Below are 26712 nucleotides of genomic sequence, written 5' to 3'. Positions count from 1 at the left end.
GTTGAGTCATGTATCTCGGATGGCGGCGGATCATGGCATGGCTGATCGACTGGGCCTGCATCCTCCCCTGGATTGCTGTCACCGCTGCTATCGGCATCCCTCTCTATCTCAATGGCACCATCCAGCCGAATGGCATGCTGATGGCGAATCTGATCGGCGCACTTGTGATGGTGGCGCCAGTCGTCGTCGTTGCCGCCTGGTGTGAGTCGCGTCGCGTTTCGGCCACTCCTGGCAAGCGGGCGCTGAGGCTCCGGGTGTCTGCCGGATCCCAGCAAAGCCGCTTCCGAATCACTCTGGTGAGGAACCTGCTCAAAATCGGATTGCCTTGGATTCTCGGGCATGCAGGTGTCTACGCGATCGTGGCCAGCAGTCAAGACTCGACGGGCACGCCTATAGGTGTCTGGATTCTGATTGCCGTGGCCTATGTCATTCCGATCATCTATGTCGCCTCACTATTTGTCTCTGGCGGCCGTGCTCCATACGACCGGATCACTGGTTTGAGCGTCGAACTCGAGCCAAGGGACCTGTCGCTCGACACCGGTTCATGAAAGTCGAATGTTGCAGCGCAGCGAAGTTGGCACTGCCGCTCTCGTCCATACAGCAGTAGGCTGGGGCCATGGAGCACAGATACCTCGGAAACAGTGGACTGAAAATCTCGGAGATCACCTACGGAAACTGGCTCACGCACGGATCCCAGGTGGAGAACGACACCGCGACGAAGTGTGTGCATGCCGCCCTCGATGCAGGCATCTCGACCTTCGACACCGCCGACGTGTACGCGAACACCGTCGCCGAGCAGGTCCTCGGCGATGCGCTCAAGGGACAGCGTCGCGAGTCCCTGGAGATCTTCACCAAGGTGTACTTCCCGACCGGGCCCAAGGGCCACAACGACACCGGGCTCTCCCGCAAGCACATCATGGAGTCCATCAACGGCTCTCTGTCTCGCCTGGGCACCGACTACGTCGACCTCTACCAGGCCCACCGCTACGACTATGAGACGCCGCTGGAAGAGACCATGCAGGCGTTCGCGGATCTGGTCCGCGCCGGCAAAGCCCTCTATATCGGGGTGAGCGAGTGGAACGCCGATCAGCTGCGTGCCGCGCACTATCTGGCCCGCGACCTCGGCATCCAGCTGGTATCGAACCAGCCGCAGTACAACATGCTCTGGCGCGTCATCGAGTCCGAGGTCGTCCCGACCTCCAAGGAGCTCGGAATCTCGCAGGTCGTGTGGTCACCGATCGCCCAGGGTGTGCTCACCGGCAAGTACAAGCCGGGCCAGCCCGCCCCTGCGGGCTCGCGTGCCACCGATGAGAAGGGCGGCAAGGACATGATCACCGGCCGCTACCTCGACGATGACACTCTCAACGCCGTCGCCAAGCTAGAGCCGATCGCATCTGATCTGGGGCTGACGATGGCCCAGCTCGCCATCGCGTGGGTGCTTGCCAACGACAATGTTGCGACGGCGCTCGTCGGCGCATCCCGTCCCGAGCAGGTGGAGTCGAATGTTGCAGCTGCCGGTGTGAAGCTCGACGCCGAGGTGCTCACACGCATCGATGATGCCCTCGGTGATCTGCCTGTCACGGACCCATCGAAGACGAAGTCGCCGCCGACCCGGATTGTGTGAGCGAGAAGTCGCTTCAGCTTCTAATTACTGATGGCCCTTGCCGTTGCTGCTCAGCGGAGTCGCCTCTGCACTTTCCTCACGAGGTTCGACAACGAGGAATGACGCGGCAGCGGTGAGGACTCCCGCCGTCAAGGCTGGCCACCCGAGTGTCCGTACGACGTCTCCCTGCGACTCAAAGGTATATGTCGAGGGACCGCCGGTCAGAAGAAGAACCACTGCGAACCCGATCAGCGCCGAAATGACGCCGAGGACGAAGAAGAAGACGAGCACAGATTTCCGACCTGGCAACGCACGAAGGCAGAGACGAAGCGCACCGTAGGCCGGCACCCCGATAACCAGCCCCAGTGCGGCGCCTGGCACCAGGAAGAAGAATATATAGGCGAGCCCTTCTAACAGTTCGAAGAAGCTGGAAGGAGGCGCGTTGAACAGATACAGCCCCAGAGCGGCTACAGCACCGATCCCCGTAGTCAGCAGCACGAAGCGGCCGAGTGTGCCCCAGCTCCCGAAGATCATTCCCCTCACCCTTTCGTCACCCTTAACCTACCCTGCTCTTTCGGTCGGTGCATTGCGGCCACCGTCGTGGCCAACCGGTGCGCCAGCTGCCGAATGCCATGTCACCTGCTGGTGACAGGATGAAGAAGTCACACAGTCCTGCTGCGCTGAAGGAGCCATCCCATGACGACCCCCAACCTGTTCCTCATCTACGTCACCGATGTCGAACGCGCGACGAAGTTCTACAGCGATCTCTTCGAGATGGAACCAGATATGCTCACCCCGCGCTATGTGCCATTCACTGTGGCTCCTGGAGTTCTCTTCGCTCTCTGGAGCGGTGGCGCGCAGTCGCTGGCTCACAACCCGCCCCGCACCTCGGAGGTGGGACTGATGATCCCCGGCACAGCCTCGGCAGTGGACAGCCTCTTCGAGGAGTGGATGGGCAAGGGCGTCACCGTCATCGACGAACCCTACGACGAGGTGTTCGGACGTACCTTCGTCATTGCCGATCCCGACAGCAACCTCGTCCGCGTCTCGCCTGTCGACTGAGGCAGCCGATCGCCTGCGAGACATCTCCATGACATCTCTGTATTGACCTCTGCCGATACCCTGTCCCTAGGGTCGGCTCCCACGGGGAGTAGACTCGCACGGCGCGGTGAAGCCCCGGCCCAGTGCGAACAGACGGATTCGCACTGCCGCCGACCATACCGGCGAGGTCAGATGTTGAAGAGAAAGAGGGAATTTCAGTGACAGATGCGGACAAGAGCCAGGGCGCGACGGCTGATGGTAAGCCGATCAATCGGAATGTGGTCCTTGCAGTCCTCGTCTCCGGTGCATTCGTCATCATCCTCAACCAGACTCTGCTCAATACTGCACTGCCCGCATTCATGCAGTCCTTCAACATCACTGCCAGCGCCGCGCAGTGGGTGACGACGAGCTTCATGCTGGTCAACGGCATCATGATTCCGATCACGGCCTTCCTGATCCAGAAATTCACCACCCGCGGACTCTTCCTCACCGCGATGCTGCTGTTCATCATCGGCACACTCGTCTGCGCGTTGGCGCCGACCTATCCCGTCCTCCTCCTCGGCCGTGTCATTCAGGCCTCAAGCGGCGGCATCATCATGCCACTGATGCAGACTATTCTCTTCGCGATCTTCCCGGTGGAGAAGCGGGGTACAGCGATGGGCACGTTCGGCCTCGTCATCGCCTTCGCCCCGGCGATCGGGCCCAGCCTCTCGGGCTGGATCGTTGATCACCTGCCCTGGGAAGTTCTCTTCTACATGATGCTGCCGATCGCGATCATCGACATCATCGTGGCCTACTTCATCCTCAAGAACGTCACCGAACGCACCTTCCCCCGGATCGACGTCACCTCGATCATCCTCTCGACATTCGGCTTCGGCGGCCTGCTCTTCGGCTTCGGAACCGCCGGCGATGCAGGCTGGCTGAGCCTCGAGGTCCTCATCCCTCTGGTCATCGGAGTGGTCTCGCTGGCCATCTTCGTTCCGCGCCAGCTCAAGCTGGATCAGCCGATGCTCGAGTTCCGGGTGCTCCGCTACCGCATGTTCACGCTCAACACCGCCCTGGGCATGTGCGTCTTCATCGTCATGATCGGCGGCATGATGGTTCTGCCGTTGTACATGCAGAATATGAACGACTTCACAGCCATGGAGTCCGGCCTGGTGCTTCTGCCCGGTGCAGCAGTCATGGGGCTGATGTCGCCTGTCACCGGACGCATCTTCGACGCCATCGGCGCCAAGTGGTTGGCCGTTGCCGGGTTCACCCTGCTCACGGTCACCACATTCCTGTTCGCCGGGCTGAAGTCCGACACCACGTTCCTCTACCTTGCGATCATCAATACGATCCGCATGTTCGGCGTGGCCATGGTGATGATGCCGGTGACGACGGCAGCGCTCAACCAGCTGCCGCAGCGCCTCATCCCCCACGGCACGGCGCTCAACAACACGTTCCGTCAGATCGCCGCCTCGGTGGGCACCGCGGTGCTGGTCACCATCATGGTCTCCACAACACGTGACCCCGAAGTCTACGGAGTCGCCGGCCTCGTCCACGGAGCCAATGTTGCCTTCTTCGTTGCCGCAGTCATCGGCATCTTCGGTGTCATCGGATCCTTCTTCATCAAGAACTCGCACGGCCAGAACACCCCCGGCTGACTCGGCCTGCGTCCGGTCGAAATCGTCTCTCATCTGGGGCCTCTGGCCGGACCGAGCAGTCGAAGACGATTCCTCCTATTTCTTCGCCAGCGAATCACGAGCTTCCGGCAATTGAAGCGAAGTGACTCGCAACGATCCGAGCGTGCGCAACCGGATCCGGCTCATTGATGGCTCCGCTGAGGACAAGCGTCGCGTATCCGTGGACGAGCGACCATGCGGCAAGCCGTGCATCCGTGTTCGACTCGCCTCCGGCATCTTCGACCGACTGAGCAACGCCCTCGGTGAGTGCGGTCCGCAACCTGACTTGCGCACGGTTGAGTTCGGCGTCGTCCGCGCGGAGCATGTGCGGTTGGAACATAACGGAGAAGTGCGCCGGATTATTGAGCGCAGAAGTCACGTAGGCGACTCCCATCTCAACGAGGCTCAGGCGCTGCCCTGCTTCCGACATCGCGTCGGCCATGAGGTCATATCCTTCGACGGCCAGAGCCGTGAGCAGCCCCGCCTTATCCCCAAAGTGATGCGTCGGTGCCGCATTGGAGACCCCTGCCCGCTTGGCCAGAGCACGCAGGCTCAGCTTCGCAACGCCTTCTTCATCGATCGCCGAGGCGGTTGCTGAGAGCATAGTTCGACGCAGGTCTCCATGGTGATAAGCCATAGCCCAATCCTAACCCAAGAATCTTTTCATTGACAAGATCAGATCACCATGAGAATCTTGTCAACGTAAAGTTCATCCAAACCGCCTCAAGGACACCACCCATGACACCCCTGGCATTCCTCCTGATGACCGCGATCGTCGTTCACCTCGCTGGCCGTACGCTCAAACCTTCGTGGCGGCCCCGGAAGATCGCTGTCCGCGCAGGCGTCGCCCTCATGTTCATCGTCACCGGATCTTCGCATTTCATCGGCATGCGTGCCGAGCTCATCTCCATGGTTCCCCCGGCCTTGCCTGCCCCAGAACTCCTTGTCACAATCACGGGAGTCCTCGAGCTCGCCGGAGCACTCGGACTGCTCTGGGCGCCGACTCGCGCATGGGCTGCGGCTGGGCTCTCGCTGATGCTCATCGCGATGTTTCCAGCCAACATCTACAAGGCATTGTCCGGATCTGGCGCCACTGGAACAGATCTGGCCTGGGATGACACCCTGCTTCCCAGGACCGTGCTGCAGTTGGTCTTCCTGGCATCCACCTCGGCGCTTCTCCTCTGGGATCTGCGGGCTCGACGTCGAGCAAGGCCAAGCAACACCAAGTCCCAGCTGTACAAGACCATAGGTCCCGAATAGCCTTGGGCAGACCAATTGCAGAAGCCCTCGCGCAGGTCGATGCCCTATTCTTCCCGGACCTTCATGGCCGCGAGCAATGCGGTCCAACCCATGCAGCTGCCGAAAGCGCCCTCGGCTCCGCCGACTGTTGTCTTCCGCGACTCTTCAGTCACCGTCACCACGATTCGCGCACTGTCATCGACGGGCTGCGCGAGGATCCTGAACGACATCGGCGTCTGGAAGGAGTGGCGCAGATACCTAGCACGAGCGACGTAGGGCTCGCACAATCGAGGACACGACGCCGGTAAGAAGCAACAACAGGGCGCAGACGAGGAACGTCGCAGAGTCGCCGAGATAAGTGAAACCAAGCCCGCCGAGAACTCCGGCGATAGCCAATCCGATATCGAAGTTCATGTTCCACGCAACGCTCGCCTTCGCCGGCGTGCTGACATTGGAGAATGCCATCACGAGACTCGCCGACTGCAGTGTGCCCAACCCCAAGCCGATGATCATCATGGCGAGGAAGAGCATCGCACCGGACACGAAGACTGTGACGACCAGTCCGATGACGGCAAGGCCGAGACCTAAGAGATTGAGGGCGAACGGGGAGAAACGGTCAGCGATGGCACCGGCTGCGAACCGGCCGATCACAGCCGACACCTGCATCGCGCCGATGTACAGTGCAGCTCCGGCGACGTCCTCACCCGGACCGAACCCGACAATCAGGCCGAAGACGACCATGCCGACGAGGAAGGGGGAGAGCATGATGACCAAGGACAGAGCCTCACCGAGGCTGCGCCCAGTCGAGCGTCGGGACGTGCCTCCCCGCGCTCCGCTGCGTACCGTGACCTCGGAGTCGCTCGTCGAAGCATTCGCGGTTGAACGTTCTCGGCCAGGAAGGAATTTCACGACGGTCGGCACCGCGAGGAGCAGCGAAAAGCACACGATCATCCTGAAGGTCCACACGGGAACCGTACCGACCAGCCACAGTCCGAGCGGTGCCCCGACGGCAGAGGCCAATGAGGTGATCCCGCCGAAGATGCCAAGCGCCTTGCCGATACGGCCGGGGGACGTCGTCGACGGTACAGCGGCATTGGCCAGGACGACGAAGAGGCCGAACCCCACTCCCCCGCACAATCCGGCCAGCACCAACCCGAGCAGCGGTGCCGGCACGGTCAGACCCAGGATCTGTCCCAGCAGCTGCAGACCGAGAGCGAAGAACAGTGCACCCTTGAGTCCGAGCACTCTGCCCACCCAGGGCGCGAAGGGCTGCGCGACGATGACGCCGATCATCATCGTCGTCAGGACCGAACCACCGGTGACAGTCGAGAGTCCCTTGACGGCAGCGATCGAGACCATCGTCGAATAGCTGAAGAAGAACGCCGAAAACCCGAACATCGCGGTCCACACAAGGCCCAGCAGTGCTGGGGTGAAAGTCGAAGCGTCAGACCGGTCGGAACTCATGATGTGACCATACGATATAGGGTGGCCCAGGCCGAAGTCTTGGCGTCTCAGTCGGAAGCCTGATGACTCAGACCGAAGCGTTGGACCTTTCGATCTCAGCGTCGAGTTCCGCGCCGAAGATCAGAGCCAGGTTCACCATCCACAGCCAGGCGAACCCGACGATCACACCGCCGATGGCACCGTAGGTGACGTTGAAGTTGTTGAAGTTGTTGATATAGAGGACAAATCCCAGTGAGACGACAATCAGGGCCATCAGCGCGACGAATGCTCCGATGCTCGACCAGCGGAACTTCGATTTGTTCACGTTCGGAGTCGCGTAGTAGAGGAGCGCGATCAGCAGCATGACGAAGAAGATCACCACCGGCCACCTGGCGATGCTCCAGATCATCACGGCCGCCGGGCCCAACCCGACAAGCTTGCCGATAGATTCCGCGATGGGCCCCGAGACCACGAGCAGCAGTCCCAGTCCGGCCATGAGCAGCAACAGCACCACGGTGATGAGCAGCATCGTCGGTTTGAGCTTCCACAGCGGTCGAGTCTCCTCCACCGCATAGGCCTTGTTCGCCGCACGGCCGAAGGCACTCACGTATTTCGACGAGGACCAGATCGCAACGGCGACGCTGACGATGAGGGTGAGGCCGGCGGCAGGCGTCGACACCAGCTCGGTGACGATCGGGCGGATCGCCTCGGCGGCCTCGGCCGAAAGATCAGAGGCCAGACCCAGCACCGCCTCGGTGGTGGACTTCGCTTCCCCGACGACGCCGAGCATCGACACGAGAGCCAGAGTTGCCGGTGCCATCGACAGCAGCGCGTAGAACGCCAAACCTGCCGCCAGATCCAGTCCCTGATCACTGATCACGTGCCGAATCGTGTTGGTGAGGATTCCCTTCTTGCCCCGCTCCGGTGTCCTCGCCCGAAGTCTGACTCGGTCCCTCAACGCGTGTTCCTGGCCGGATGAGCCGTCCGCTTCAGTCAACGGTTCGGCGTGAGTGGGGAACTTTTCGGCCATGACATTCTCCTGGCCGCGGAGACGACCTGCTGGGGACTCTGCACTACGTTGAACATCGTAGTCGTTCACAGCCTTCACTCAGGCCCGCCATGCCGCCCCAGAGTACTCCCAATTCAAGGCCCCTCCACGGCGGTCGTGCGGAGGTACTGTTGGACTATGGTCACGAAAGTGGACGTCATCCTGACGAGCTGCATCTAGGTTCGATGACTGTGCACAATCCTCATCGCAACGCCATCGACCGTGTGGTCATCACCTACCTCGTGGCTCTGGTCATCGGCACCGGACTGCTGATGACACCGGCGGCCACCACGGCCCCCGGCGGCATTTCACTTCTGTCCTCACTCTTCACCTCCACCTCGGCGATCAGTGTGACCGGGCTGGAAGTGCTTTCAGCCGGCAGCGACTTCACCTTCTTCGGCCAAGCGGTGATCCTCGGACTCATCCAAGCCGGCGGGCTGGGAATCCTTCTGCTCACGACACTGCTGGCCATGCTCGTGGCCGGGAAGGTCGGACTTCGCCTCCGAGAGTCGGTCGCGGCAGAGGCGAAAAGCTCGCACATCGGCGGAATCCGACCGATGGTGCTGCGGATCATCGGCCTCACTGTGGCCACGGAACTCGCGATCACCTCGGCGCTGTTCCTGCGCTTCTGGCTCCACTACGACCAGCCCGCGGGCGCAGCACTGTGGGACGCGGCGTTCCACGCCGTCTCCGCATTCAACAATGCCGGCTTCGGCCTGAACTCGGACAGCCTCATCTCCTACGCCACCGATCCCTTCGTGTGGAGTCCGATCGCGGCGGGGATCATCCTCGGCGGCCTTGGCTATCCGGTGCTCATCGAACTCTTCCGGCACTACAGAACCCCGCTGCGATGGTCCATGACGACACGGGCCGTCATCGTCGTCACCCCTGTACTGCTGATCGGCGGCGCAGCGTTCATCGCCGCCGTCGAGTGGAACAATCCCGGTACTCTTGGTCACCTGGATTGGTGGGGCAAGCTGCAGACTGCGGCGTTCCAATCGACGACGGCGCGCACAGCAGGTTTCAGCTCCGTCGACATCTCACAGCTGCATTCGGCCACCTGGTTCAGCATGGACATTCTCATGTTCATCGGCGGTGGACCCGCGGGCACAGCCGGCGGTGTGAAGATCACGACAGTGATGGTGCTGTTGGCAATGACCTGGGCAGAAGTCACCGGCGGGACGAGAGCGAACCTCCTCGGAAGGCGCGTGGCAGGGTCGGCGCATCGGCAGGCGGTGACCGTGATCGTCCTGGCTCTGAGCTTGGTGGCTTTGTCGACGACACTGTTGATGCTTGAGGCCCCTGACCTCGGCCTGGACCGGATTCTCTTCGAAGTCATCTCCGCCTTCGCGAACGTTGGCCTGACGACCGGCATCACCTCTGGCCTTCCGGGACTGAGCCAAGTGGTGCTCATTGCAGCCATGATCCTCGGGCGGCTCGGCCCCGTCACAGTCGCCTCGGCGCTGGCACTGCGGGCCAGGACCATTCGCTACGAACTTCCCGTCGAACGGCCCCTGATCGGTTGAGGCATGCCGTCGACGATGGCCCACCTGAATCCACGAATAAGAGGAAGGACACTGATATGAATACGAAATCCTGGCGGACGAGGCCGGCTGCGTTCTTCCTGGGTGATCCCACCCCGATGGCACACCATGACGCCGTCGCCGTCATCGGGCTAGGACGCTTCGGCGGATCGCTGGCCGCTGAACTCGCCGCTCACGATGTCGACGTCATCGGTGTCGATATCGACGAAGCCGTCGTGGCTCAGTACTCCGAGACTCTGGCCTTCGTATCGCGGGCCGACTCCACCGATGAGACTGTTCTGCGTCAGTTGGGAATCGACGAAGTCAGCCGCGTCGTAATTGCCATCGGCAGCGACCTGGAGGCCAGCATTCTCACGGCTTCGAAGATCCTGAAGATCGGAAACCGACATATCTGGGCCAAAGCGATCAGCCAGACGCATGCGGAGATCCTCGACCAGCTCGGCATCGAAAACGTGATCCGGCCGGAGAACGACATGGGCCGACGCCTTGCCCATCTGATTCGCGGACACATGTCGGATTTCCTGCCGATCAGCGAAGACTTCGTCCTGGCTCGCACCACTCCTCCGACCCGCTTCTCCGACTCGGCCTTAGGTTCATTCGACCTGCGCGGCAAGCACGGTGTGACAGTTGTGGCATTCCGACGCAACGGCGATGAGCATTGGGACTTCGCGGATCAGGACGTAACGCTCTATGCCGATGATGAGATGCTCATTGCCGGCACCCCGCACAGGGTCGAGGACTTCAGCGCTCTGGACAAGGACGCCTGAGGTCGACTGCCGAAAACCCGTCGTTCACACGCATACAGTTCTAGGTACAACCCGTTATCGACAGGTCGCTGGCCAGCACCCTGCTGACCGCATGGGACCCACATCGTTTCTCGATCTCTGAATCGGGCACGCCGCCCTCAGCGCACCTGGCCCCACTCGGCCATGTGCCACATGCGCAAAACTGCCCGGAAGAGCAGATACAGAACCAACAGCGGCCAGACCGGGACGAAGAATCCCATGCGCGCTGCATCTCGACGATCGCGCCAGGATCGCCCATAATCGGCCTTGGACAGCAGCAGGATGATGATGAACACGGCCACTCCCGCATAGGCGATCATGGCAATGGCAACAGCTTGGATCATGAGTTTTCTCGAATGGCGCGCCGCCCCGGACTTCCAATCGCCCTCACCAGTCGCTCTCCTCCATCAGTGCACGCAATTCCATAGCCATCTCCCAAGACGCTCTTCTGACAACCGGTCCGCCCGGTGCCCGAGGATAGCCTGGTTGCACACCGACATCCTCAGCGATGGTGCTCCTCTTCACCCCGTTCAATCCCAACCAAAAGTCCGCGCCTTGCTCACGCGGGTACGCTTCAAGCTCGGATCTGCACGTATCGTTGTGCCAGATTTCGGAGTTCGTCAGATCACAATCGGTCTTTACTGTACCTGGAAGTAACGAGAATGTAATCCCCCAATAACGACTTGCTTCAAAGATGCACCGAAGGGTGGTTTCGCGGCAGGGTCTCCTGCTAAGATGGGAAGCTTTGCCTGCGGATTTGAGGCCACCTTCGACAATCAATTCACCTCGTCGACGTGGTGATCTCGATCAGCCTTTTCTGCCATCTGCTGATGTCTGCCGCGAGCTTCGCCGGGTCGAGGCTGTTGCGGTATGTGATGAGTTCGGCTTCCTGAACGGGCGACATCACGCCGGCCTCACTCAGGCGGCGCAACGGCGTGGCCGGATCGTCGTAGATCCGTTTGCGATGACCGGTCGCGTCCCTGACCCAGGCGACCGGCTTCCTGATCGGGGTGAAGAAGTTCAGTCGATCATTGACCGCCCTCCACAGATGGTTGAGCACCCATCGCTCTTCCTCGGTGTCATAGTGATTGACAAACCCGTACTCGTGGACCAGGTGCTGATGTTCTGAGGCCTCTGGCAGTCGATCTCGCCGATGATCCTTGGGTACGGGACTGTAGTGGATATCGAGCGCTTGCGCCCATAAGGCAACCGCCTGATGGACTCCATCGCAAGCATTGCTCAACTCAACAGCATTGACCCAGAAGGGAATGCCTGTGATCTCGTCAAGAGACCACTGCAGAATGTCGGCGACGCGGTCCGGAGCATTGTCCGAAAGGCTCCGAGTGAACACCCACCCAGTGTGCAGGCATGTCGCGTTGAGAGTGAACACGCAGTCCCCGCCCGCGGTTGCCCCCGTGTGGGCGACGGTATCGACCATGAAGAAGCCCGGTTCAGCCTCGTTGTCTCCGCCGGCGAATTTGAGGAACTCCGCACTGGGCAAATGCGAGCGCCTCGTCGACACATTGCGGGACGCGAAATCACACGACCGGGCGCATCGCAGATACCTGTCGATCGAAGCGGGGCTGACTGACAGCAGCTCTTCCCGCACTCCCCGACCATATCCGCCTTCCCCAGTGGGCAGGGAATCGTGACGCTCCAAAGCATCGAGCATCACAGGCATGGCAGCAGCAAGGTACTTTCCACTCTGCCTGCCCGACCAGTCCCAGACCTGTTCCAACGCGACCTTGGCCTCGTCGGAGTATTTCCCCTCTCTGCGGCGCGGCCGGCCAGCTCGAGTCTGGGGCGACTCCTGCCCTCGTGCCGATTGGGCCAAGAGTCGGCGGACGTGGTCGCGTGACCATCCTGTCTTCACGACGATCTCGTCGAGAATCCCGCTCTTGTCCTGCTTTCGGGCTGAAGTGTAACGATCACGATAATCGTTGACGATCATCCCGCGTTGTCTCCTCGAATCACGATGGGGAGCTAATTGCGTGTGCATGAATTCCTCAATTCCTCCATTTTCCTCACGGCCCCATTGCCGCATGCAGCGCATTACGAATTCAGAACACCGATGCTATTGTTTGATTAGGCAGGAGGTCTTCCTAAAGCAAGGAAGACAACGGAAAATGTCACAAACAGCAGCGCGGCTACTCGGTCTACTGTCATTGCTGACGGTTCCCCGAACATGGTCAGGCACGGAATTGGCCGACCGTCTCAACGTCAGCTCACGCACGGTGCGCAACGATATCGGCACTCTGCGTGACCTCGGCTATCCCGTTGAGGGGACCCGTGGAGGCGAGGGTGGATACCGGATGGGATCCGGTGGCTCGGCTGTGCCACCGTTGCTGCTCAACCCCGACGAAGCCGTTGCCGTGGCCGTAGGATTGCACTCCGGACTGAGCTGCATCATCGGTGGAATGGAAGAGACCTCTGCACAGGCGCTGGCGAAGCTCGAGCAGATATTGCCCGCTAGTGTGCGCAATCGGGTGAAGAACCTGGCCCATTTCACTGTCCCGCTTGCCAGCAACCATCCGATGCCGCTCGTCGACCCGAATCTGCTGACACTGATCATCGAATACTGTCACGGACACCAGCGGTTCAGATTCACCTACCGACCCGAGGCCGGGGCCTCTGCAGATCAAGGCGAGACCAGCACCTCGGCAGATCAAAGAGACACGCTCTCAAGTCAGGGACACCGCAGTGAGTTCGAGGTGGAACCCTACCGGCTGGTCAACCATCAGCATCGCTGGTTTCTCCTCACTTTTGACCCCACGGAAGAAGCCTGGGCCATCTTCCGGGTCGAGCACATCGTCCCTAAAATCCCTGGGGGTCGACGCTTCGAACCTCGTGATCTGCCGGCACAGGAGATCGGCGCTTACGTCGAGCGCAATGTGACGGCCAGCAGGTGGAAACACGAAGCCACCGTCACCGTGCACGCCGCAGCAGCCGAGGTCATGAAGATGCTGATGCCTGCCGAGGGCACTGTCGAAGCTCTCGATGAGCAGCGCTCGACGGTGATGATCGGAGCAGAGACAGTCAGCACCATGGCTTTGACACTGGCCAGGTTGGACGCCGAGTTCGTCGTCGAAGACTCGCCGGAGCTCAACGCGGAACTCCGTGCACTGTCGAATCGGCTGCAGCGAGCGACCACGCAGGCAGAGTCGGCTGCGACTGGGTCTCCGGCCTCCAAGTAGCCCGCCGATTTGGTCGCGTCCGCCACCGGAGAGTCCTCACCAGACACGCCCTCTAAAACCATATTGTCGTGTGGTTCTTCGCGGGCATCACTCGTGAGTCTTGTCCTTTCCTTGTCTCCTGCAATCGTCGAACTGTAGTTTTCTCAGCAATAGCTCAATCAGCACCGCGACTATTCCGCGAAGACATTATGGTCGATTGTCACCACAGTTCTCTATTCCCGAGGCGATGATCCGTTTCACTGCCCGCGGACGAATTCAAACAGCACCCAATGACACATAAACATTCGCATTCAACATTCGTTTGGAGAATACTTATGCGCGCATCGAGATGGCGGACACCCTTGGCTGTGACAGCCGCCGCCTGCATTCTGGGAACCACTTTGCTGCCTGGCCCCGCCGTGGCAGACGAATACGCAGACGGTGTGCCGACGGTCGTCGACATTCGTCCGCGGGCCGTTGCCACCACCGATTTCATCACCGACAACGACGCCGTGACCATCACGGCCACAGGTTTCCTGCCAGGTGAGGAGGTCCAACTCGACATCGTCTCCACACCGCCGGGAGTCGAAGCCATCCACGACCGAAGACGAGCTCGCGCAGATGGAACCGTCGCGTTTGCAATAGGCGGTTCACCTGGCAGACCGATCAACACCTATGTGGGCGGCTACCAGGCGGAGGTCACGTCGGAGCAGAGCATGGACGAGGAGTACCTGAGTGAATCGTTCTCGGTCCTGCCCGTCATCCCCGCCAGCGGCGCCGATACCGGTGCTGGCACCGGCGGAGCCACGACCCGGATGGGAAGCATCGGACCTTTCGCCAGAAACGGACTTCACGTCTCGCCGAGTCCGGGCCTCTCGGTCGTCGGCGTCGGCCTGAGCCTACTCACCCTCATCTTCACCTCAGCGGCGACAGGAGTCGTGGCACGAAGGACCCAGAAATCGGCGACCGATGACCGACAGTAAGGACAGACAACGCATGACTCTTCCAGAGCAGATGATCCGAACCGAACTCCTCAACTCACGGATCACGCGAACCAATGCTCTCTACGCTCGCTTCTACGGACCGCTGTGCCTGCTGGTCATCTCACTGACATTCTTCCCCTACTACGAATCGGAATCTGGCAGCTCGATCAACTATAGAAACCTATGGCAGGAGGTAGCTCGGCTTGGACCCGGCTACGACCTGATGGCGTTGCTGGTCGTCCTCCTGACAGCACTGCTGCTGGCTCTCGCCGCGGCGGGAAAACTGTCGACGAGTGGTCTGATCGCGATACTGGTGGGGTCGATCCTGGTCGCTTCCACGCTCTTGCAGTCCCCCGGATACGTTGACCCTCCACCCTATACGGACTTCGGTGTCTTCAGCATCGTCCTCGGCTTCCTCATATCCGGCCTGGTGCTGGGACATGCCGTCCACCTGTTCGTCCTCGAATTGGCGTTCCAACGCCGAGGTGTCTGAGCTTCACCACGATATCCTCACCGTGTGAGCAGGCCTCGTTCTGCAAGAGCGGGAACGACCTGCAGACGAGTCAGCGGAGCGAACTGCCGTTCAGAAGTGTCTGCCGGCATCGGGTCGTAGGGAAACCACGCGGCCTCCGCGATTTCGGCCTGGTGGTTGATGCAATCGACGTTGAGTTCAGCGGGCAGGCCTTCGTAGCAGAACACGTCCCCGATCACCTGATGATCAGCTTCATTGGCGGCATCTGCGGCGAAGGTGCCCAGCGGGAAGAGGTGGTCGGCCTCCAGGACGAGGCCGAGCTCCTCGCTGATCTCCCTGATGATCGTCGCCTCGGCACTCTCACCGACTTCAGGCTTGCCACCAGGAAGCATGAACGACGATGTCCCCTCCTTGCGCACCATGAGCAGAAACGGTTCGTACGGGTGCAGCAGGACGAGTGCACTGACTCGGATATCGTTCATTCCAGCCTTTCATCGGCTTCGTCAGTCGTTCCAGATTCCGGACGCACCTCGGCGATGGGATCCGAGGACGTGCGTGTCAACCATACCGATCGCTTCCATGAGCGCGTACATGGTGGTCGGCCCCACGAACCGGAATCCCTTCTTCTTCAGGGCTTTCGACAGCGCCAGGGACTCGGGGCTCGTTGTGGGCACATCCCTCAGACTGTGGGGACGCGGCGTGGTCTCAGGCTGGAAGCTCCAGATGAAATCGCCGAGGCCACCGTCATCGCGCATCGCCAATGTTGCCTTGGCATTGCCGATGCAAGCTTCGATCTTGCCGCGGTGTCGGATGATTCCGGGATCGTCGAGCAGGGCTTCGATCTCGGACTCGCCGAACTTCGCCACCGCCTCGGCGTCGAAGTGTCTGAATACCTCGCGGAAGCGGTCGCGCTTCTTCAGGATCGTCAGCCACGACAATCCAGCTTGGAAGCCTTCGAGGCTCAGTCTCTCGAACATCCCGGACTCGTCATGGACGGGCATGCCCCATTCGGTGTCGTAATAGTCAAGCAGCAGCGGATTGCCGTAGGCCCACGGCGTTCGGGCGATCCCATCGTCGCCGACCACTGCATCGTCAGCGGTTGGTCCATCGCCGGCAGTCGCCTCTGTCATCGATACTCCTTCCTCGCCTCGCCCATCCACACCTTTACGGTACCCCGAGGCACTGACAGTGCATGTCCATGGCGATGTGTACCCTGATCTCATGAGACCAGAGGCGGAAGTGACAACGGTGGCGATGATCGGGTTCGGGGCGATCGGACGACACGTCTCGCGCCTGCTGAGCCCCGAGATCTCGAGCGGACGTCTGAGGCTGACCGCCCTGGTCCGGAACCTCGACAAGCACGCCGAGCATCGTGATCTGGGCGCCGATCTGATTCAGGTTGAGAGTCCCGAGGATCCGCGCTGGGCTGATCTCGCTCCCGCTGCTGTGGTCGAATGTGCAGGTGTTCCAGCCGCTGAAACTTATGGTCCGGCCGTGGTGGATGCCGGCATTCCGTTCGTCCTCACCAGTGTCGGTGCCCTTGCCGATCGGCCGACCAGGCGCTCACTGCTGGCCGGGCCGGGTGACCTGCATGTGACGAACGGGGCGATCGGCGGGCTCGACGTCCTCGAAGCAGCCGCCCAGGCGCAGGCCCTGGAGACAGTCTCCATCACGACGTCGAAGGCTCCTGGCGGCCTGATCCAATCCTGGATGCCTGCCGAGGAAGTTCGCCGGCTGACGGAACTGACCCCCGAAGATGGGCCGTCGACGATCTTCACCGGCTCCCCCGCCGAGGCGATTGTGAAGTTCCCCGCCAACGTCAACATCACCGTGGCGCTTGCCTGGGCAACACGGGGGCTCGGATTTGATGCGGACGCCGACGACGAACTCATGGAGACGGCACTGCGCCGGACGTGTGTGGAGATCCGTGCGGATCCCCGCCAGAAGTATTCCCATCATGAGATCACTGCGACGGGAGAAGCAGGAGACTTCGCGTTCTCCATCTCGTCGACCCCGAGCCCGGAAAACCCGGCAACCAGCGGCCTCACCGCAATCTCCGTCACTCGCACCCTGCGGGCCTGTCTGGAGGGTCTCAGGCGGCGTTGAGCCCGGCACCTGCCTGTGGTCAGGCAAGCACCGGGCTCAGCGAAACAGTCGCCTGTTTCAGACGGACGTCAGACGAACGCTTGCATCAGACGAGGGTCAAAGTCAGTCGTCGATCTTGATCAATCGTCGTGGTTGAGGATGTTCTCCTGCAGCTGCAGGAACTCCACGTGGCGACCGTACTTGTCGAGAACGTCATCGATGATCTGTTCCTTCGAATAGCCCATGATGTCGTAGCCCTGTCCGGTTCCGCCATCGAGATAGACCTCCATCCGGTAGTAGTCCTCCGTGCCACGCGGGACGCGCCCACCGAACGAGGGCACACTGACCTTGTGAGGCCAGATCTGGTAGCGGAACGGATACCGCCCCTCACCGTCGACTTCGAGCTGAATGAGTTCGCCGTCGTCGACGAACTGTCCTTCTGAGTCGACGCGTCCGCAACGGGCCGTGATACCACGTTCGGCCATCTCCGCCGCAACCTCCTCCAAGGTGGGTGTCAGGACTTCGCGTTCGAACGCGCGTGTCTTGCTGCCGCTGGGGAAGGACAGGACACGACCCAACTGACGCTGCCAGGGCTCATGTTTGTCGCCCGAGCGAGAACGTCGGGCAAGAGATCCCGGCAGGCTCTGGTCGGCGCTGTCGACACGATGGGCTTCTACCCGCAATGCCTTGTAGAGGCCGATCATGACGAGGATGACGACGAACGCGAAGGGCAGGCCCATGACGACCGTTGCATTCTGCAGTGCACCCACTCCGCCGACGATGAGCATGGCGATCGTCAGCGCACCGGTGGCCAGAGCCCAGAAGATGCGCAGTCCCGGACGACCGTCGTCCTGCGGCGTCGGCAGACGTGAGGAGAGATTTGCCATGACGAGTGACGCGGAGTCAGCTGTGGTGACGTAGAACAGCAGCGCCGTGATCGTTGCGAGCGCGGCGATGACGAAGAATCCCGGGTAGTTCGAGAGCAGCTCATAGAACCCACCTTCGGGGTTGAGCATCGTCTTCTCACCGAACTCCTTATCACCATTGCGGATCAAGTCGAGAGCAGAGTTTCCATAGATCGAGATCCACATGAAGATGTAGATGAACGGAATCGTCAGGGTACCGAGGACGAACTGGCGGATCGTACGCCCGCGCGAAATGCGTGCAAGGAAGAGCCCGACGAATGAGGCGAAGGCGATCCACCAGGCCCAGAAGAACAGAGTCCAATCCGTCATCCATGTTCCGGTGTCTTCGAAGGCGAATGTCTGACCCGCCATGTTCGGGAACATTCTGATGAAGTCGAAGACGTTGAGGACCAACGCGTTGAGCAGGAACTGGGTGTTACCTGCGATGAGGACCCAGAGGCTCAGAGCCACTGCGAGGAAGACGTTGAGGATCGAGAGGAACTTAATTCCCTTGTCCACGCCTGACACAGCCGAGAGCGTGGCCACTGCGACGCCGACGACGACGATGCCGACCTGCGAGCCCACACCGATCGGGATGCCGAAGACGGTGTTGAGACCAACGTTGACCATGACCACGCCGATGCCCAACGAGGTGGCCACACCGAAGACGGTGCCCAACAGTGCAGCAATGTCGACGGTGTCGCCGAGAGCTCCTTCGACACGTTTGCCGAAGATCGGAGCAAGTGCCGACCGAATCGCAAGTGGCATGTTCATCCGGTACGCGAAGTAGGCCAGGGCGATGCCCATGAGGGCGTAGAGACCCCAGCCGCTGATGCCGTAGTGGAACAGGGTCCACACTGTAGCTTCGCGCGCCGCGTCAACGGATTCCGGCTGTGTGCTCGGTGGTGCCAGATACTGGGTGACCGGTTCGGCGACGGCGAAGAACATCAGGTCGGTACTGATGCCGGCGGCAAAGAGCATCGAGGCCCACGCCAGCAGCCCGTATTCGGGCTTCGAATGCTCGGGGCCGAGTTTCGTATTGCCGTACTTCGAGGCCGCCAAGTAGATGACGAAGACGAGGACAGCGGCGACGAGGAGGACGTAGAACCAGCCGAACCAGTCAGAGGTCCAACCGACCACGGCACCGAGCACGGCCTCGGCGTTCGTCGGGGCGAAGAAAGCCCAGAGAGTGATGGCCAGGGTGCCAAGGGCGGCCGCGATGAAAACCGGCTTATTCACCGGAGGCAGCACGGCCTTCACCCCCGTCTTCGGCCTCTCTTCGGACTTGTCCACTGTGGCCGTCATCTGTTCACTCCTTCAGCGGACGATACCTCGCCCACATCGATTTCCGTGTTTCGGCGCACCGGAATCACCGGTGGCAGCCAACCATGTAGGCTACCATATCGTAACCGTCGGTAACCGGATAGGGAGCTGACAGCGACTTCGCCGGGAACCTTGGCACCAGCCCTACGCCGGACCGCCTCAATCACATCACTACTCGCACCTCTTCGCTCACGTCCTATCGCCCTAGCCCCACCTCACAAAGAGACGAGGAATAGAGCCAGAGCCATGACCACACCGGAACCGAGGAAGGTCACCGAGGTGTAGCCGAGGATGTCACGCATCTTCAGTCCCGCGATGGCCAGGACCGGCAGAGCCCAGAAGGGCTGCAGCATGTTCGTCCACTGATCGCCGTAGGAGACCGCCATGATCGCAATCGAGGGATCGACTCCCAGCTGATTGGCTGCGTCGAGCATGATCGGTCCCTGGACGGCGAACTGCCCGCCGCCCGACGGGACGAAGAAGTTGACGAGGCCGGCTGAGAGCAGCGCGAGGACGCCGAAGGTCGACGGGTTCGCGATCGAAACGAGGGCGTCGGAGAACACTGCGATGAGGCCGGTGCCGGACATGATGCCCAGAATTCCTGCGTAGAGGGGGAACTGGAGCAGGATCTCACCGACGTTCGAGGCGGCTTCCTTCGTCAGGTGGATGAGTTCGAAGGGGTTCTTCACGAGCAGGAAGATGAGCGCAAGGAAGGACCAGTTGACGATGTCCAGCGTCAGTCCCCCGCCCTGGGCGAAGTGGATGATCAGGTAGATCACGAGTGCCAGACCGACGATGAGGGTGAGGATCCGCGAGGCGTCGATGCGGTCGGCCGGAGTCACGACCTCCTCGTCGACGGTCGATCTGGATTCCGAGGTGATCGACTCGGGCAGCTCGTAGACGGGTGCGCCCTTCTTCGGCGCGATGAGAAAGAAGAGGGCACCACAGACCACGATGACGCCGAGGATGGCGAGCAGATTCCACGTCGAGAAGATGGTCTCGCTGACGGGGACGACCTCACCGCCCAGGGATTCTGCCAAGAAGGAATCGGGTGTCGCGGCTGTCAGCGGGCCCGAACCGGAGTAGCCCATGTGCCAGACGACGAAGCCGGAGTAGCCGGCGGCCACGAGCAGCGGGAAGTGGACCTTGATGCCGCGGCTGCGCGCCTGGACGGCGATCTCTCGCGCCAGCAGTGCACCGACGACGAGGCCGAGGCCCCACGTGATGAGGCTGGCGATCGCTGCCACGAGGAAGACGAAGACATAGGCGAAGGCCGGGCTGCCGGGGACCCTGGCCAGCCATGTCAGCAGCTTCTGGACGGGACCGGTGTTCGCCAGGATGTGGCCCAGCAGCAGGATGAGACACATCTGGGTCATGAACTCGAGGAGTCCTGCCAGTCCCTCACCCCAGCCGGTGACGACCTCGACCGGGCTGGCTCCGGTGAGGATGAACGCCAGGACGGCGACGATGAGCGTGAGAACGATGGCGAACGTCAGCGCTGACGGAATCCACTGTTCGAGGAAGCGGTTGATCGGACGCATGAATCCTTTTGAGGCCGCTGCGTTGACCTGTGTCGACGGCTTCGATGCCGGCATGAGATCCTCCTACTGAGAAAAGACTGAGTATGACCTCAGCATACAATCAGGGCGTCGACCGCTTGTGCGGTCAACGCCCTGAGAGTGGACAGACGACTCTGCCGACGCGGTGCGTCGGGAGCTCAGACTCAGTTCTTCGTGAACACCAACTGCTTGTTGACGAACTCGTCCATGGCCAATGGCCCCAGCTCACGGCCGACGCCGGAACGCTTCACACCACCGAACGGCAGGTACTCACGGCTGCCTTCGGGGGCGTTGAGGAAGACCATGCCGGAGTCGATCTGGGAACCGACGCGCTCTGCCCGCTCCAGATCTGTGGAGAATACAGCCGCACCGAGGCCGAACGGGGTGTCATTGGCCATTTCGACAGCTTCTTCCTCGCTGCTGACCTTGTACACGATGACGGCGGGGCCGAAGAGCTCTTCATAGTACCCGCGCATGCCCTTCTCCACATCGGCGAGGACGACGGGTTCGACATAGGCGCCGCCACCTTCGTAGCGCTTTCCGCCGGCGAGCAGAGTGGCACCGTCCTTGACCGTGTCCTGAACCTGCTCGATGAAGCGATCGGCGGCCGCGGTCGATGACAGCGGGGACAGGCGGGAGCCTTCATCACCGGGCTGCTCGGGCGTGAACTTCTTGGCCGCCTCGGTGATCGAAGTCAGGAACTCGTCGTAGACATCATCCATGACGATCATGCGCTTGGGCGAGTTGCAGGCCTGACCGGTGTTGCCCATGCGGGTCTTGAAGAAGGTGTTCGCGCTCTTCGCCACATCAGGAGTGTCGAGGAGGATGTAGGGATCGGATCCACCAAGCTCGAGGACGACCTTCTTGAGGTTCTTACCGGCTTCGGCGGCCACAGCAGCACCAGCACGTTCGGACCCGGTCAGGGACACTCCATGGTTGCGTGGGTCGGGGAGGATGAGATCCGCGACCTGCTCGTTGCTGGCGTAGATGTTGATGTAGGCGCCCTCGGGAAGACCTGCTTCGATGAAGATCTCTTCCATGATCTGAGCCGAGCGGGGACACTGCGGAGCATGTTTGAGCAGGATCGTGTTGCCCAACGCCAAGTTGGGCGCTGCGAAGCGTGCGACCTGGTAGTAGGGGAAGTTCCAGGGCATGATTCCCAGCAGTGACCCGACCGGCTTGCGGCGGATCATCGCGGTTCCGTCTTCGGGTCCGCGCAGGGGCTCATCGGCCATGAAAGCTTCGGCATTGTCGGCGAAGTAGCGGTAGATTGCGGAGCTCAGTCCGACCTCGCCCTTGCCTTCGGGGACGGCCTTGCCCATTTCCAGCTGGATGACCTGCGCCAACTCTTCAGCCCGCTCCGCGTAGATTTCGGAGACTCGAACGAGGATCGCAGCGCGATCGGCCACGCTGGTCTGACTCCATTCGGTGAAGGTCGTCGCGGACCGGTCAAGGGCGGCCAGGATCTCTGAGTCGGTGGCGGTGGCGAACTCTTCGGCGACCTCTCCGGTTGCCGGGTTGGTCACGCGATACATGGTGGACATGTCGAGCCTCATTTCTGCGGGGGTTATTGACCTCAATCCAACGGTCCGGAACCGACGATCAGGCGCCAGACGACGAATGGATTCATCTCCCACGCTATGGCCCAATCACCTCGGCGGCAATTCCCCATCCCACCCCTTGAGCTCAAACTCGAATGTGATCGCTGTTACTGTGTTGCCATGGACAGTGTGACTGAACTCGTGAAGCGCTACTACTCCACCGTCGACGCCGGAGATGCGGGTGCCACCTCAGCCCTCTTCGCGGCCGAAGGTCACTACGATCGGCCCGGATACCCGACCATGATCGGAACGCAGATCACCGACTTCTACCACGGTGAGCGCGTCATCGAGTCGGGCGCGCATTCGCTGGCTGAGATCCTCGTCGACGGCGACCGCGCTTCCAGCCGCGGCGTCTTCACCGGCCGTCTCAAGGACGGCACGCAGACCTCCGTGGGCTTCGCCGACTTCTTCCTCTTCGACACCGAGGGCCTCATCGCCGAACGCACCACCTACTTCTACCAAGCCGCGGTGTAGCCAGCCGTCTCACTCCGGAGAGTAGCGGCACCTCACTGCCAGCTCATTCAGGTGGGCAGCGGCGCTCCACTGCCACGTCACTCCTCTTGTGACTGCGTGCCACTCTGGCGACGTGCCTCGAGCACGGAGCGCTGAGCTCGGTCCCTCGCCTCGGCGGCGGCTCGGCTCGGCGTCTGGCCATAGGCTTCTTCGACCTGTGCATAGACATCGGCCATCCCGTCATCGCTGAGGTCGAGTGGAAGCTCGCCGATTTCAGCGAATGATGTGCCGATGTGGTCCATGAAACCGCGGATCCCTGCATCTCCCCCTCCAAGGTGCATCGCCTCGAACTGCCCCACCGCGGACCAGCGCAAGCCCAGAGAATTCTTCATCACCGCATCCAGGTCAGGTGCTGAGATGACACCGTTCTCCACCAGTGAGATCGCCTCCTTCATCAGCGCGTTCTGCAGCCGGTTGCCGACGAAGCCGCGAACTTCCCGGTTCAGAGCCACGGGTTCACGTCCGCAGCTGCGGTAGAACTCGAGGGTCCGTTCAACGGTGTCCGGACTGGTCGCCGGTGCCGGGACCACCTCGACGAGCGGCATGAGATGAGGCGGGTTGAACGGATGCCCGACGATGACCCGGGCCGCGGCTTCCGCCGGTAAGTGCCGTGCGATCAACGATGCGGGGATGGTCGACGAGGAGGTCGCGAAGACCGCGTCGTCCGGGGCGGCAGCAGCGATCTGAGCGAACAGCTGCGGCTTGGCCTGCGGATCCTCGGGTCCCGATTCCTGCACGAAGGAAGCCTCGGCCACGGCTGCCTCGACGGATTCGGCGAGGCTGACGGACCCGACTTCGGAGGCGAGCATATTCTCGGCGGCAGCGTCGGCACTGACGTCGGCCTGCAACTCGGTGACCACCTCGGCGAGGTCTGGCCTGGGGTCGAAGACCCGCACCGGATAACCGGATCGGGCGAACAGCCAAGCGAAGGAACGGCCGATTGTTCCGGCCCCGATGACAGCAACACTGAAGCTCATGGCTTCAGGTTATACCTGCCTGCTGCTCTCGGTCTCCACCCGTCTGCACCAGCACCGATGCCTCAGATATCGACGTTGCAGTACATTCAGAAGCCAAGTTCGGTGGCACAATGTCACCATGACACCGCGCGAAGGATTGACAACAGTGGACTCGGAGATCATTGCCCTGGCCGAGGACGAATACGCGGCAGCAGCAGACGCCGCGCGGATCGAGGTGCGTGAGATCCACACCGCCGCCGAGGCTGCCGAAGCCGCCCTGCTGCTCGACGAAGTGTGGAGCGTCGACGAGACGGGCACCAATGTCCTCGAACCCGGGCTCATCGTGGCCTTCGCCCATGCGGGCAACTATGTCTCTGCCGCCTACAGCCTCGACGAGCCCGACGAGATGATCGGGGTGACGATCGGCTTCTTCGGCCAACCGCTGGGAACCGTGATGCATTCGCATATCGCCGGTGTGCGGCATCAGGTCATCGGCCGCGGCGCGGGCTCGGCGATGAAGCTGCATCAGCGCCTGTGGTGTCTCAACCTCGGCATCACGGAGATGACCTGGACCTTCGATCCGCTGGTGGCACGCAACGCCTACTTCAACTTCCAGCGTCTGGGCGTTGGAATGGTCGAATACCTTGAGGACTTCTACGGGCAGATGCGCGACGGCGTCAACGCCGGTCAAGCCAGTGACCGCATGGTCGTATCCTGGCCGCTGGACAAGCCTGCCCGGGCCACCCTCGCCGAGGCGGACGACGCCTTCGAGTGCCTGCGCAGTGACGATAGCGGCGAACCTGTGGTAGCTGAAGTGCCCAAGGAAGCTTCACTGGTCTCCCTCGACTTCCCCTCCGACATCGAGACGCTGCGCGGCCAAGACGCTGAACTTGCTTCGCGCTGGCGGGAAGCCCTGCGCGATTCGCTGACAGCTCTCGTCGCCGACGGCTGGGTCCTCGACACCTGCCTCAAGGGCGGAACCTACCTGCTCCACCACCCCTGAGCGGCGCCTGCACTCGCCTCACCAGCCTTCAGCTCATCCCGCCCAGCCCTGAGCCTGCACCTGCCTCACCAATTCTGAGCCTGCACCTGCGCCCCAGCCCTGAGCCGGCACCTGCGCCCCCAGCCCTGAGCCGCGCGGGTAGGGTCTGGCGCGGCGTTCAATTACCCGACAACGGCGGAGGACCGCCCGTGCACCAGCCGCAGCAAAGCAGCTTCGCTGAGCCGCCGCACGCACCCCGAAACTCGGGTACCGTGCTGACACTCGCCCGACTTACCGAAAAACGCCTCGGGCACCCGGCTGCTTCCCCGAGAAACGGGTGTCGCTCTGAGACATCTATGTGCACAACCGGTATTCGGGAGAAGCACCGTGTTGCGGTGCAGCGTTGCATCAGATCTCGACTGGCTTGGCCCGCATTGGCCCCCTCGCTTGAGCGGAGGTTCTAGCCGACTCGTTGAGCCAAAGTCTGCCGCTGATGCTTGATCATCAATGAGTCGATGCAGTTTTTGATCGCGGTGAAGTTTCCTGGGCGGAATAGGTCACCGAATGTCAGATTGAAGACTTGGTATCCGGCATTGAGAAGATTCATGTTGCGCTGATGGTTCTGTTTTGCAGCTTCATCGGGACCGTCAGGGTGGAGATAGTACTTCCCCACTCCGTGGACCTCAACCACGACTGGAACCGTATCGTGTTGGAAGTCATTGCGCCCAATGAGCTTACCCGTGGCGGACCGAACATCAACCTGGGGAACCATCCCGGTGATCCCGTGTCTGTGGAACTTGACTGCACAAAATGACTCGGACGGCGCTTCGTAGGCAGCGCCTGAGAGTTCCAACGCCACGTGCGCCCGCCGCAGGCCACGCCTCCCGTTCTTCAGATACCGGCGAATATCATCGGCGCTCACCCCGCGATCTCTCATCGACTGTGAAATCAGGGGAACCGAGACTTCAAGACTGTGATCGAGAGCGACGTCTGCGAGCGTGCGGGTCAAAGTGGTGATCGGATAGCTGAGACCCTCAGCGACATCAGAAACTTCAAGCTTTCGCGAGTACACGAACATGCCAGGATAGTTCCGAGTGACTGTGTTCCTGGATACCTCTACTTTCTTCGTCCCAGTGATAACCGGATCAAGACCGTGAAGGAGCGCCGCAGACACATGAGAGAAGACATCGCCAGGCAGCAGGCTTCCACGTCGAGTCGATATCTGCAGCCGCAGCCGCTCGATCTCGTCTCTGATGTCTCCGTGAAATGTCGGGAACGTGACCCCGGGCTCAGATGAAAATGGCTCGAGCACAGCATGATGCTCTTGATCACATCGGCCCCTCAGGACGAAGTAACCCCGTCGCACCTTGTACAGACAACAGCCGATAGCCTCAGCCAAATGCTGTCGCGGCATGTCGAGCTCGAACAGTTGTTTGGTTGTCAGCACCCGGAACATTCCATCATTATGCCCTCAGTCGCCATCAAACACAATGAAACACCATCTATCGGCACCTAGATAGCTCATGCGTTACTGCTTGCATGCTAAATACAAGTGCGAGTGAAATGCAGGAGCGTGGATGAGACACGGGCTGCGCGCTGAGAAACTGGCCCGCCACCTTTACCCAGGACGCTGACTTGATCCAATAACTGTCACAAAACAGCCTGACGTTGATACTGGAAAGGTCGGGAATCCCGGTGTGACCCAAAGCCTGACTGACCCGTTCCGCGGTGTCCTTCTCGTGATCTGTCCACCAGGGTTCCCGTCACCACCGAAAGAGAACCAGCCGGTGGGG

The 26712-nt window shown here is 61.3% G+C and carries 26 protein-coding genes; 13 read left to right on the top strand and 13 right to left on the bottom strand.

Annotation, left to right across the window (positions count from 1 at the left end; genetic code table 11):
- Positions 1-32: 32 nt before the first annotated feature.
- Together BSP239C_RS13200 and BSP239C_RS13195 are read left to right on the top strand one after the other, a co-directional pair.
- Positions 33-548: an RDD family protein gene (locus BSP239C_RS13200; protein ID WP_180959027.1), complete on the top strand. Its 516-nt coding sequence runs from the start codon at positions 33-35 to the stop codon at positions 546-548.
- 68 nt (positions 549-616) lie between these two features.
- A complete protein-coding gene (locus tag BSP239C_RS13195; RefSeq protein ID WP_101573629.1) occupies positions 617-1624 on the top strand; it encodes an aldo/keto reductase family protein in 1008 nt (335 codons plus the stop codon).
- Between the two features lie 24 nt (positions 1625-1648).
- Here the strand turns inward: BSP239C_RS13195 and BSP239C_RS13190 are convergent, their stop codons facing one another.
- Entirely contained in the window at positions 1649-2137 is a 489-nt protein-coding gene (locus tag BSP239C_RS13190) for a hypothetical protein (RefSeq protein WP_101573627.1), read from the bottom strand.
- Between the two features lie 162 nt (positions 2138-2299).
- Between BSP239C_RS13190 and BSP239C_RS13185 the strand changes: the two genes are divergently transcribed.
- Both BSP239C_RS13185 and BSP239C_RS13180 read left to right on the top strand, forming a co-directional pair.
- Positions 2300-2665: a VOC family protein gene (locus BSP239C_RS13185; protein ID WP_101573624.1), complete on the top strand. Its 366-nt coding sequence runs from the start codon at positions 2300-2302 to the stop codon at positions 2663-2665.
- Positions 2666-2862: 197 nt separating this feature from the next.
- Positions 2863-4290: an MDR family MFS transporter gene (locus BSP239C_RS13180; RefSeq protein ID WP_180959026.1), complete on the top strand. Its 1428-nt coding sequence runs from the start codon at positions 2863-2865 to the stop codon at positions 4288-4290.
- Positions 4291-4384: 94 nt separating this feature from the next.
- Here BSP239C_RS13180 and BSP239C_RS13175 read toward each other — a convergent pair whose 3' ends face one another.
- Complete coding sequence (locus BSP239C_RS13175; RefSeq protein WP_101573620.1) at positions 4385-4945, bottom strand: TetR/AcrR family transcriptional regulator; 561 nt, start codon at positions 4943-4945, stop codon at positions 4385-4387.
- Positions 4946-5046: 101 nt separating this feature from the next.
- Here BSP239C_RS13175 and BSP239C_RS13170 point away from each other — a divergent pair, with 101 nt between their 5' ends.
- A complete protein-coding gene (locus BSP239C_RS13170; protein ID WP_101573618.1) occupies positions 5047-5568 on the top strand; it encodes a DoxX family protein in 522 nt (173 codons plus the stop codon).
- A 237-nt stretch (positions 5569-5805) separates the two neighbouring features.
- Here BSP239C_RS13170 and BSP239C_RS13160 read toward each other — a convergent pair whose 3' ends face one another.
- Positions 5806-7011, bottom strand: a complete 1206-nt coding sequence (locus tag BSP239C_RS13160; protein ID WP_101573616.1) for an MFS transporter — start codon at positions 7009-7011, stop codon at positions 5806-5808.
- Positions 7012-7078: 67 nt separating this feature from the next.
- Complete coding sequence (locus tag BSP239C_RS13155; protein WP_101573614.1) at positions 7079-8020, bottom strand: YihY/virulence factor BrkB family protein; 942 nt, start codon at positions 8018-8020, stop codon at positions 7079-7081.
- 203 nt (positions 8021-8223) lie between these two features.
- Here BSP239C_RS13155 and BSP239C_RS13150 point away from each other — a divergent pair, with 203 nt between their 5' ends.
- On the top strand, positions 8224-9564 hold the full coding sequence (locus tag BSP239C_RS13150; protein WP_180959025.1) for a TrkH family potassium uptake protein: 1341 nt from the start codon (positions 8224-8226) through the stop codon (positions 9562-9564).
- Positions 9565-9620: 56 nt separating this feature from the next.
- Positions 9621-10349 carry a TrkA family potassium uptake protein gene (locus BSP239C_RS13145; RefSeq protein ID WP_101573612.1) on the top strand — a complete coding sequence of 243 codons (729 nt, stop codon included), beginning with the start codon at positions 9621-9623 and terminating at the stop codon, positions 10347-10349.
- Positions 10350-10486: 137 nt separating this feature from the next.
- Here BSP239C_RS13145 and BSP239C_RS13140 read toward each other — a convergent pair whose 3' ends face one another.
- Positions 10487-10711 (bottom strand): hypothetical protein, encoded by a 225-nt coding sequence (locus BSP239C_RS13140; protein ID WP_101573610.1) that lies wholly within the window; start codon positions 10709-10711, stop codon positions 10487-10489.
- Positions 10712-11148: 437 nt separating this feature from the next.
- On the bottom strand, positions 11149-12318 hold the full coding sequence (locus BSP239C_RS13135; RefSeq protein ID WP_101573608.1) for an integrase: 1170 nt from the start codon (positions 12316-12318) through the stop codon (positions 11149-11151).
- Between the two features lie 175 nt (positions 12319-12493).
- On the opposite strand from BSP239C_RS13135, the gene BSP239C_RS13130 reads away from it, so the two are divergent.
- From BSP239C_RS13130 to BSP239C_RS13120, 3 genes are all read left to right on the top strand, one after another.
- On the top strand, positions 12494-13561 hold the full coding sequence (locus BSP239C_RS13130; protein WP_101573606.1) for a YafY family protein: 1068 nt from the start codon (positions 12494-12496) through the stop codon (positions 13559-13561).
- 314 nt (positions 13562-13875) lie between these two features.
- Positions 13876-14523, top strand: a complete 648-nt coding sequence (locus BSP239C_RS13125; protein ID WP_101573604.1) for a hypothetical protein — start codon at positions 13876-13878, stop codon at positions 14521-14523.
- A 13-nt stretch (positions 14524-14536) separates the two neighbouring features.
- The gene (locus BSP239C_RS13120; RefSeq protein ID WP_101573602.1) at positions 14537-15016 is read left to right on the top strand and encodes a hypothetical protein; all 480 of its coding nucleotides are present in this window, start codon (positions 14537-14539) and stop codon (positions 15014-15016) included.
- 17 nt (positions 15017-15033) lie between these two features.
- Here BSP239C_RS13120 and BSP239C_RS13115 read toward each other — a convergent pair whose 3' ends face one another.
- On the bottom strand, positions 15034-15477 hold the full coding sequence (locus BSP239C_RS13115; RefSeq protein ID WP_101573600.1) for an NUDIX domain-containing protein: 444 nt from the start codon (positions 15475-15477) through the stop codon (positions 15034-15036).
- 21 nt (positions 15478-15498) lie between these two features.
- A complete protein-coding gene (locus BSP239C_RS13110; RefSeq protein WP_101573598.1) occupies positions 15499-16125 on the bottom strand; it encodes a DNA-3-methyladenine glycosylase I in 627 nt (208 codons plus the stop codon).
- Between the two features lie 91 nt (positions 16126-16216).
- On the opposite strand from BSP239C_RS13110, the gene BSP239C_RS13105 reads away from it, so the two are divergent.
- Positions 16217-17101, top strand: a complete 885-nt coding sequence (locus tag BSP239C_RS13105; protein WP_180959024.1) for an aspartate dehydrogenase domain-containing protein — start codon at positions 16217-16219, stop codon at positions 17099-17101.
- A gap of 119 nt (positions 17102-17220) precedes the next feature.
- Here the strand turns inward: BSP239C_RS13105 and betT are convergent, their stop codons facing one another.
- From betT to BSP239C_RS13090, 3 genes are all read right to left on the bottom strand, one after another.
- A complete protein-coding gene (gene betT / locus BSP239C_RS13100) occupies positions 17221-19290 on the bottom strand; it encodes a choline BCCT transporter BetT (RefSeq protein WP_101573594.1) in 2070 nt (689 codons plus the stop codon).
- A 233-nt stretch (positions 19291-19523) separates the two neighbouring features.
- Positions 19524-20903, bottom strand: a complete 1380-nt coding sequence (locus tag BSP239C_RS13095) for a short-chain fatty acid transporter (RefSeq protein WP_101573592.1) — start codon at positions 20901-20903, stop codon at positions 19524-19526.
- A gap of 128 nt (positions 20904-21031) precedes the next feature.
- Positions 21032-22411: an NAD-dependent succinate-semialdehyde dehydrogenase gene (locus BSP239C_RS13090; RefSeq protein ID WP_101573590.1), complete on the bottom strand. Its 1380-nt coding sequence runs from the start codon at positions 22409-22411 to the stop codon at positions 21032-21034.
- A 177-nt stretch (positions 22412-22588) separates the two neighbouring features.
- Here BSP239C_RS13090 and BSP239C_RS13085 point away from each other — a divergent pair, with 177 nt between their 5' ends.
- The gene (locus tag BSP239C_RS13085) at positions 22589-22942 is read left to right on the top strand and encodes a nuclear transport factor 2 family protein (protein WP_101573588.1); all 354 of its coding nucleotides are present in this window, start codon (positions 22589-22591) and stop codon (positions 22940-22942) included.
- A gap of 77 nt (positions 22943-23019) precedes the next feature.
- On the opposite strand, the gene BSP239C_RS13080 is transcribed toward BSP239C_RS13085, so the two are convergent.
- Complete coding sequence (locus BSP239C_RS13080; protein ID WP_101573586.1) at positions 23020-23958, bottom strand: 3-hydroxyacyl-CoA dehydrogenase NAD-binding domain-containing protein; 939 nt, start codon at positions 23956-23958, stop codon at positions 23020-23022.
- Between the two features lie 118 nt (positions 23959-24076).
- Here BSP239C_RS13080 and BSP239C_RS13075 point away from each other — a divergent pair, with 118 nt between their 5' ends.
- Positions 24077-24940 carry a hypothetical protein gene (locus BSP239C_RS13075; protein ID WP_101573584.1) on the top strand — a complete coding sequence of 288 codons (864 nt, stop codon included), beginning with the start codon at positions 24077-24079 and terminating at the stop codon, positions 24938-24940.
- Positions 24941-25379: 439 nt separating this feature from the next.
- On the opposite strand, the gene BSP239C_RS20770 is transcribed toward BSP239C_RS13075, so the two are convergent.
- On the bottom strand, positions 25380-26375 hold the full coding sequence (locus tag BSP239C_RS20770) for a hypothetical protein (RefSeq protein ID WP_101573581.1): 996 nt from the start codon (positions 26373-26375) through the stop codon (positions 25380-25382).
- Positions 26376-26712: the final 337 nt, after the last annotated feature.

It is taken from the genome of Brevibacterium sp. 239c, from assembly GCF_900169365.1.
Taxonomy (GTDB): Bacteria; Actinomycetota; Actinomycetes; order Actinomycetales; family Brevibacteriaceae; genus Brevibacterium.
Note: the sequence above shows the minus strand (reverse complement) of the source record. Positions and strands in the feature narration are given on the sequence as shown.

Bases quoted from the DNA above. Each gene is read 5' to 3' on its own strand.
- BSP239C_RS13200 (WP_180959027.1), top strand. From the start codon at position 33: ATGGCATGGCTGATCGACTGGGCCTGCATCCTCCCCTGGATTGCTGTC.
- BSP239C_RS13195 (WP_101573629.1), top strand. From the start codon at position 617: ATGGAGCACAGATACCTCGGAAACAGTGGACTGAAAATCTCGGAGATC.
- BSP239C_RS13190 (WP_101573627.1), bottom strand. From the start codon at position 2,137: ATGATCTTCGGGAGCTGGGGCACACTCGGCCGCTTCGTGCTGCTGACT.
- BSP239C_RS13185 (WP_101573624.1), top strand. From the start codon at position 2,300: ATGACGACCCCCAACCTGTTCCTCATCTACGTCACCGATGTCGAACGC.
- BSP239C_RS13175 (WP_101573620.1), bottom strand. From the start codon at position 4,945: ATGGCTTATCACCATGGAGACCTGCGTCGAACTATGCTCTCAGCAACC.
- BSP239C_RS13170 (WP_101573618.1), top strand. From the start codon at position 5,047: ATGACACCCCTGGCATTCCTCCTGATGACCGCGATCGTCGTTCACCTC.
- BSP239C_RS13160 (WP_101573616.1), bottom strand. From the start codon at position 7,011: ATGAGTTCCGACCGGTCTGACGCTTCGACTTTCACCCCAGCACTGCTG.
- BSP239C_RS13155 (WP_101573614.1), bottom strand. From the start codon at position 8,020: ATGGCCGAAAAGTTCCCCACTCACGCCGAACCGTTGACTGAAGCGGAC.
- BSP239C_RS13150 (WP_180959025.1), top strand. From the start codon at position 8,224: ATGACTGTGCACAATCCTCATCGCAACGCCATCGACCGTGTGGTCATC.
- BSP239C_RS13145 (WP_101573612.1), top strand. From the start codon at position 9,621: ATGAATACGAAATCCTGGCGGACGAGGCCGGCTGCGTTCTTCCTGGGT.
- BSP239C_RS13140 (WP_101573610.1), bottom strand. From the start codon at position 10,711: ATGATCCAAGCTGTTGCCATTGCCATGATCGCCTATGCGGGAGTGGCC.
- BSP239C_RS13135 (WP_101573608.1), bottom strand. From the start codon at position 12,318: ATGATCGTCAACGATTATCGTGATCGTTACACTTCAGCCCGAAAGCAG.
- BSP239C_RS13130 (WP_101573606.1), top strand. From the start codon at position 12,494: ATGTCACAAACAGCAGCGCGGCTACTCGGTCTACTGTCATTGCTGACG.
- BSP239C_RS13125 (WP_101573604.1), top strand. From the start codon at position 13,876: ATGCGCGCATCGAGATGGCGGACACCCTTGGCTGTGACAGCCGCCGCC.
- BSP239C_RS13120 (WP_101573602.1), top strand. From the start codon at position 14,537: ATGACTCTTCCAGAGCAGATGATCCGAACCGAACTCCTCAACTCACGG.
- BSP239C_RS13115 (WP_101573600.1), bottom strand. From the start codon at position 15,477: ATGAACGATATCCGAGTCAGTGCACTCGTCCTGCTGCACCCGTACGAA.
- BSP239C_RS13110 (WP_101573598.1), bottom strand. From the start codon at position 16,125: ATGACAGAGGCGACTGCCGGCGATGGACCAACCGCTGACGATGCAGTG.
- BSP239C_RS13105 (WP_180959024.1), top strand. From the start codon at position 16,217: ATGAGACCAGAGGCGGAAGTGACAACGGTGGCGATGATCGGGTTCGGG.
- betT (WP_101573594.1), bottom strand. From the start codon at position 19,290: ATGACGGCCACAGTGGACAAGTCCGAAGAGAGGCCGAAGACGGGGGTG.
- BSP239C_RS13095 (WP_101573592.1), bottom strand. From the start codon at position 20,903: ATGCCGGCATCGAAGCCGTCGACACAGGTCAACGCAGCGGCCTCAAAA.
- BSP239C_RS13090 (WP_101573590.1), bottom strand. From the start codon at position 22,411: ATGTCCACCATGTATCGCGTGACCAACCCGGCAACCGGAGAGGTCGCC.
- BSP239C_RS13085 (WP_101573588.1), top strand. From the start codon at position 22,589: ATGGACAGTGTGACTGAACTCGTGAAGCGCTACTACTCCACCGTCGAC.
- BSP239C_RS13080 (WP_101573586.1), bottom strand. From the start codon at position 23,958: ATGAGCTTCAGTGTTGCTGTCATCGGGGCCGGAACAATCGGCCGTTCC.
- BSP239C_RS13075 (WP_101573584.1), top strand. From the start codon at position 24,077: ATGACACCGCGCGAAGGATTGACAACAGTGGACTCGGAGATCATTGCC.
- BSP239C_RS20770 (WP_101573581.1), bottom strand. From the start codon at position 26,375: ATGTTCCGGGTGCTGACAACCAAACAACTGTTCGAGCTCGACATGCCG.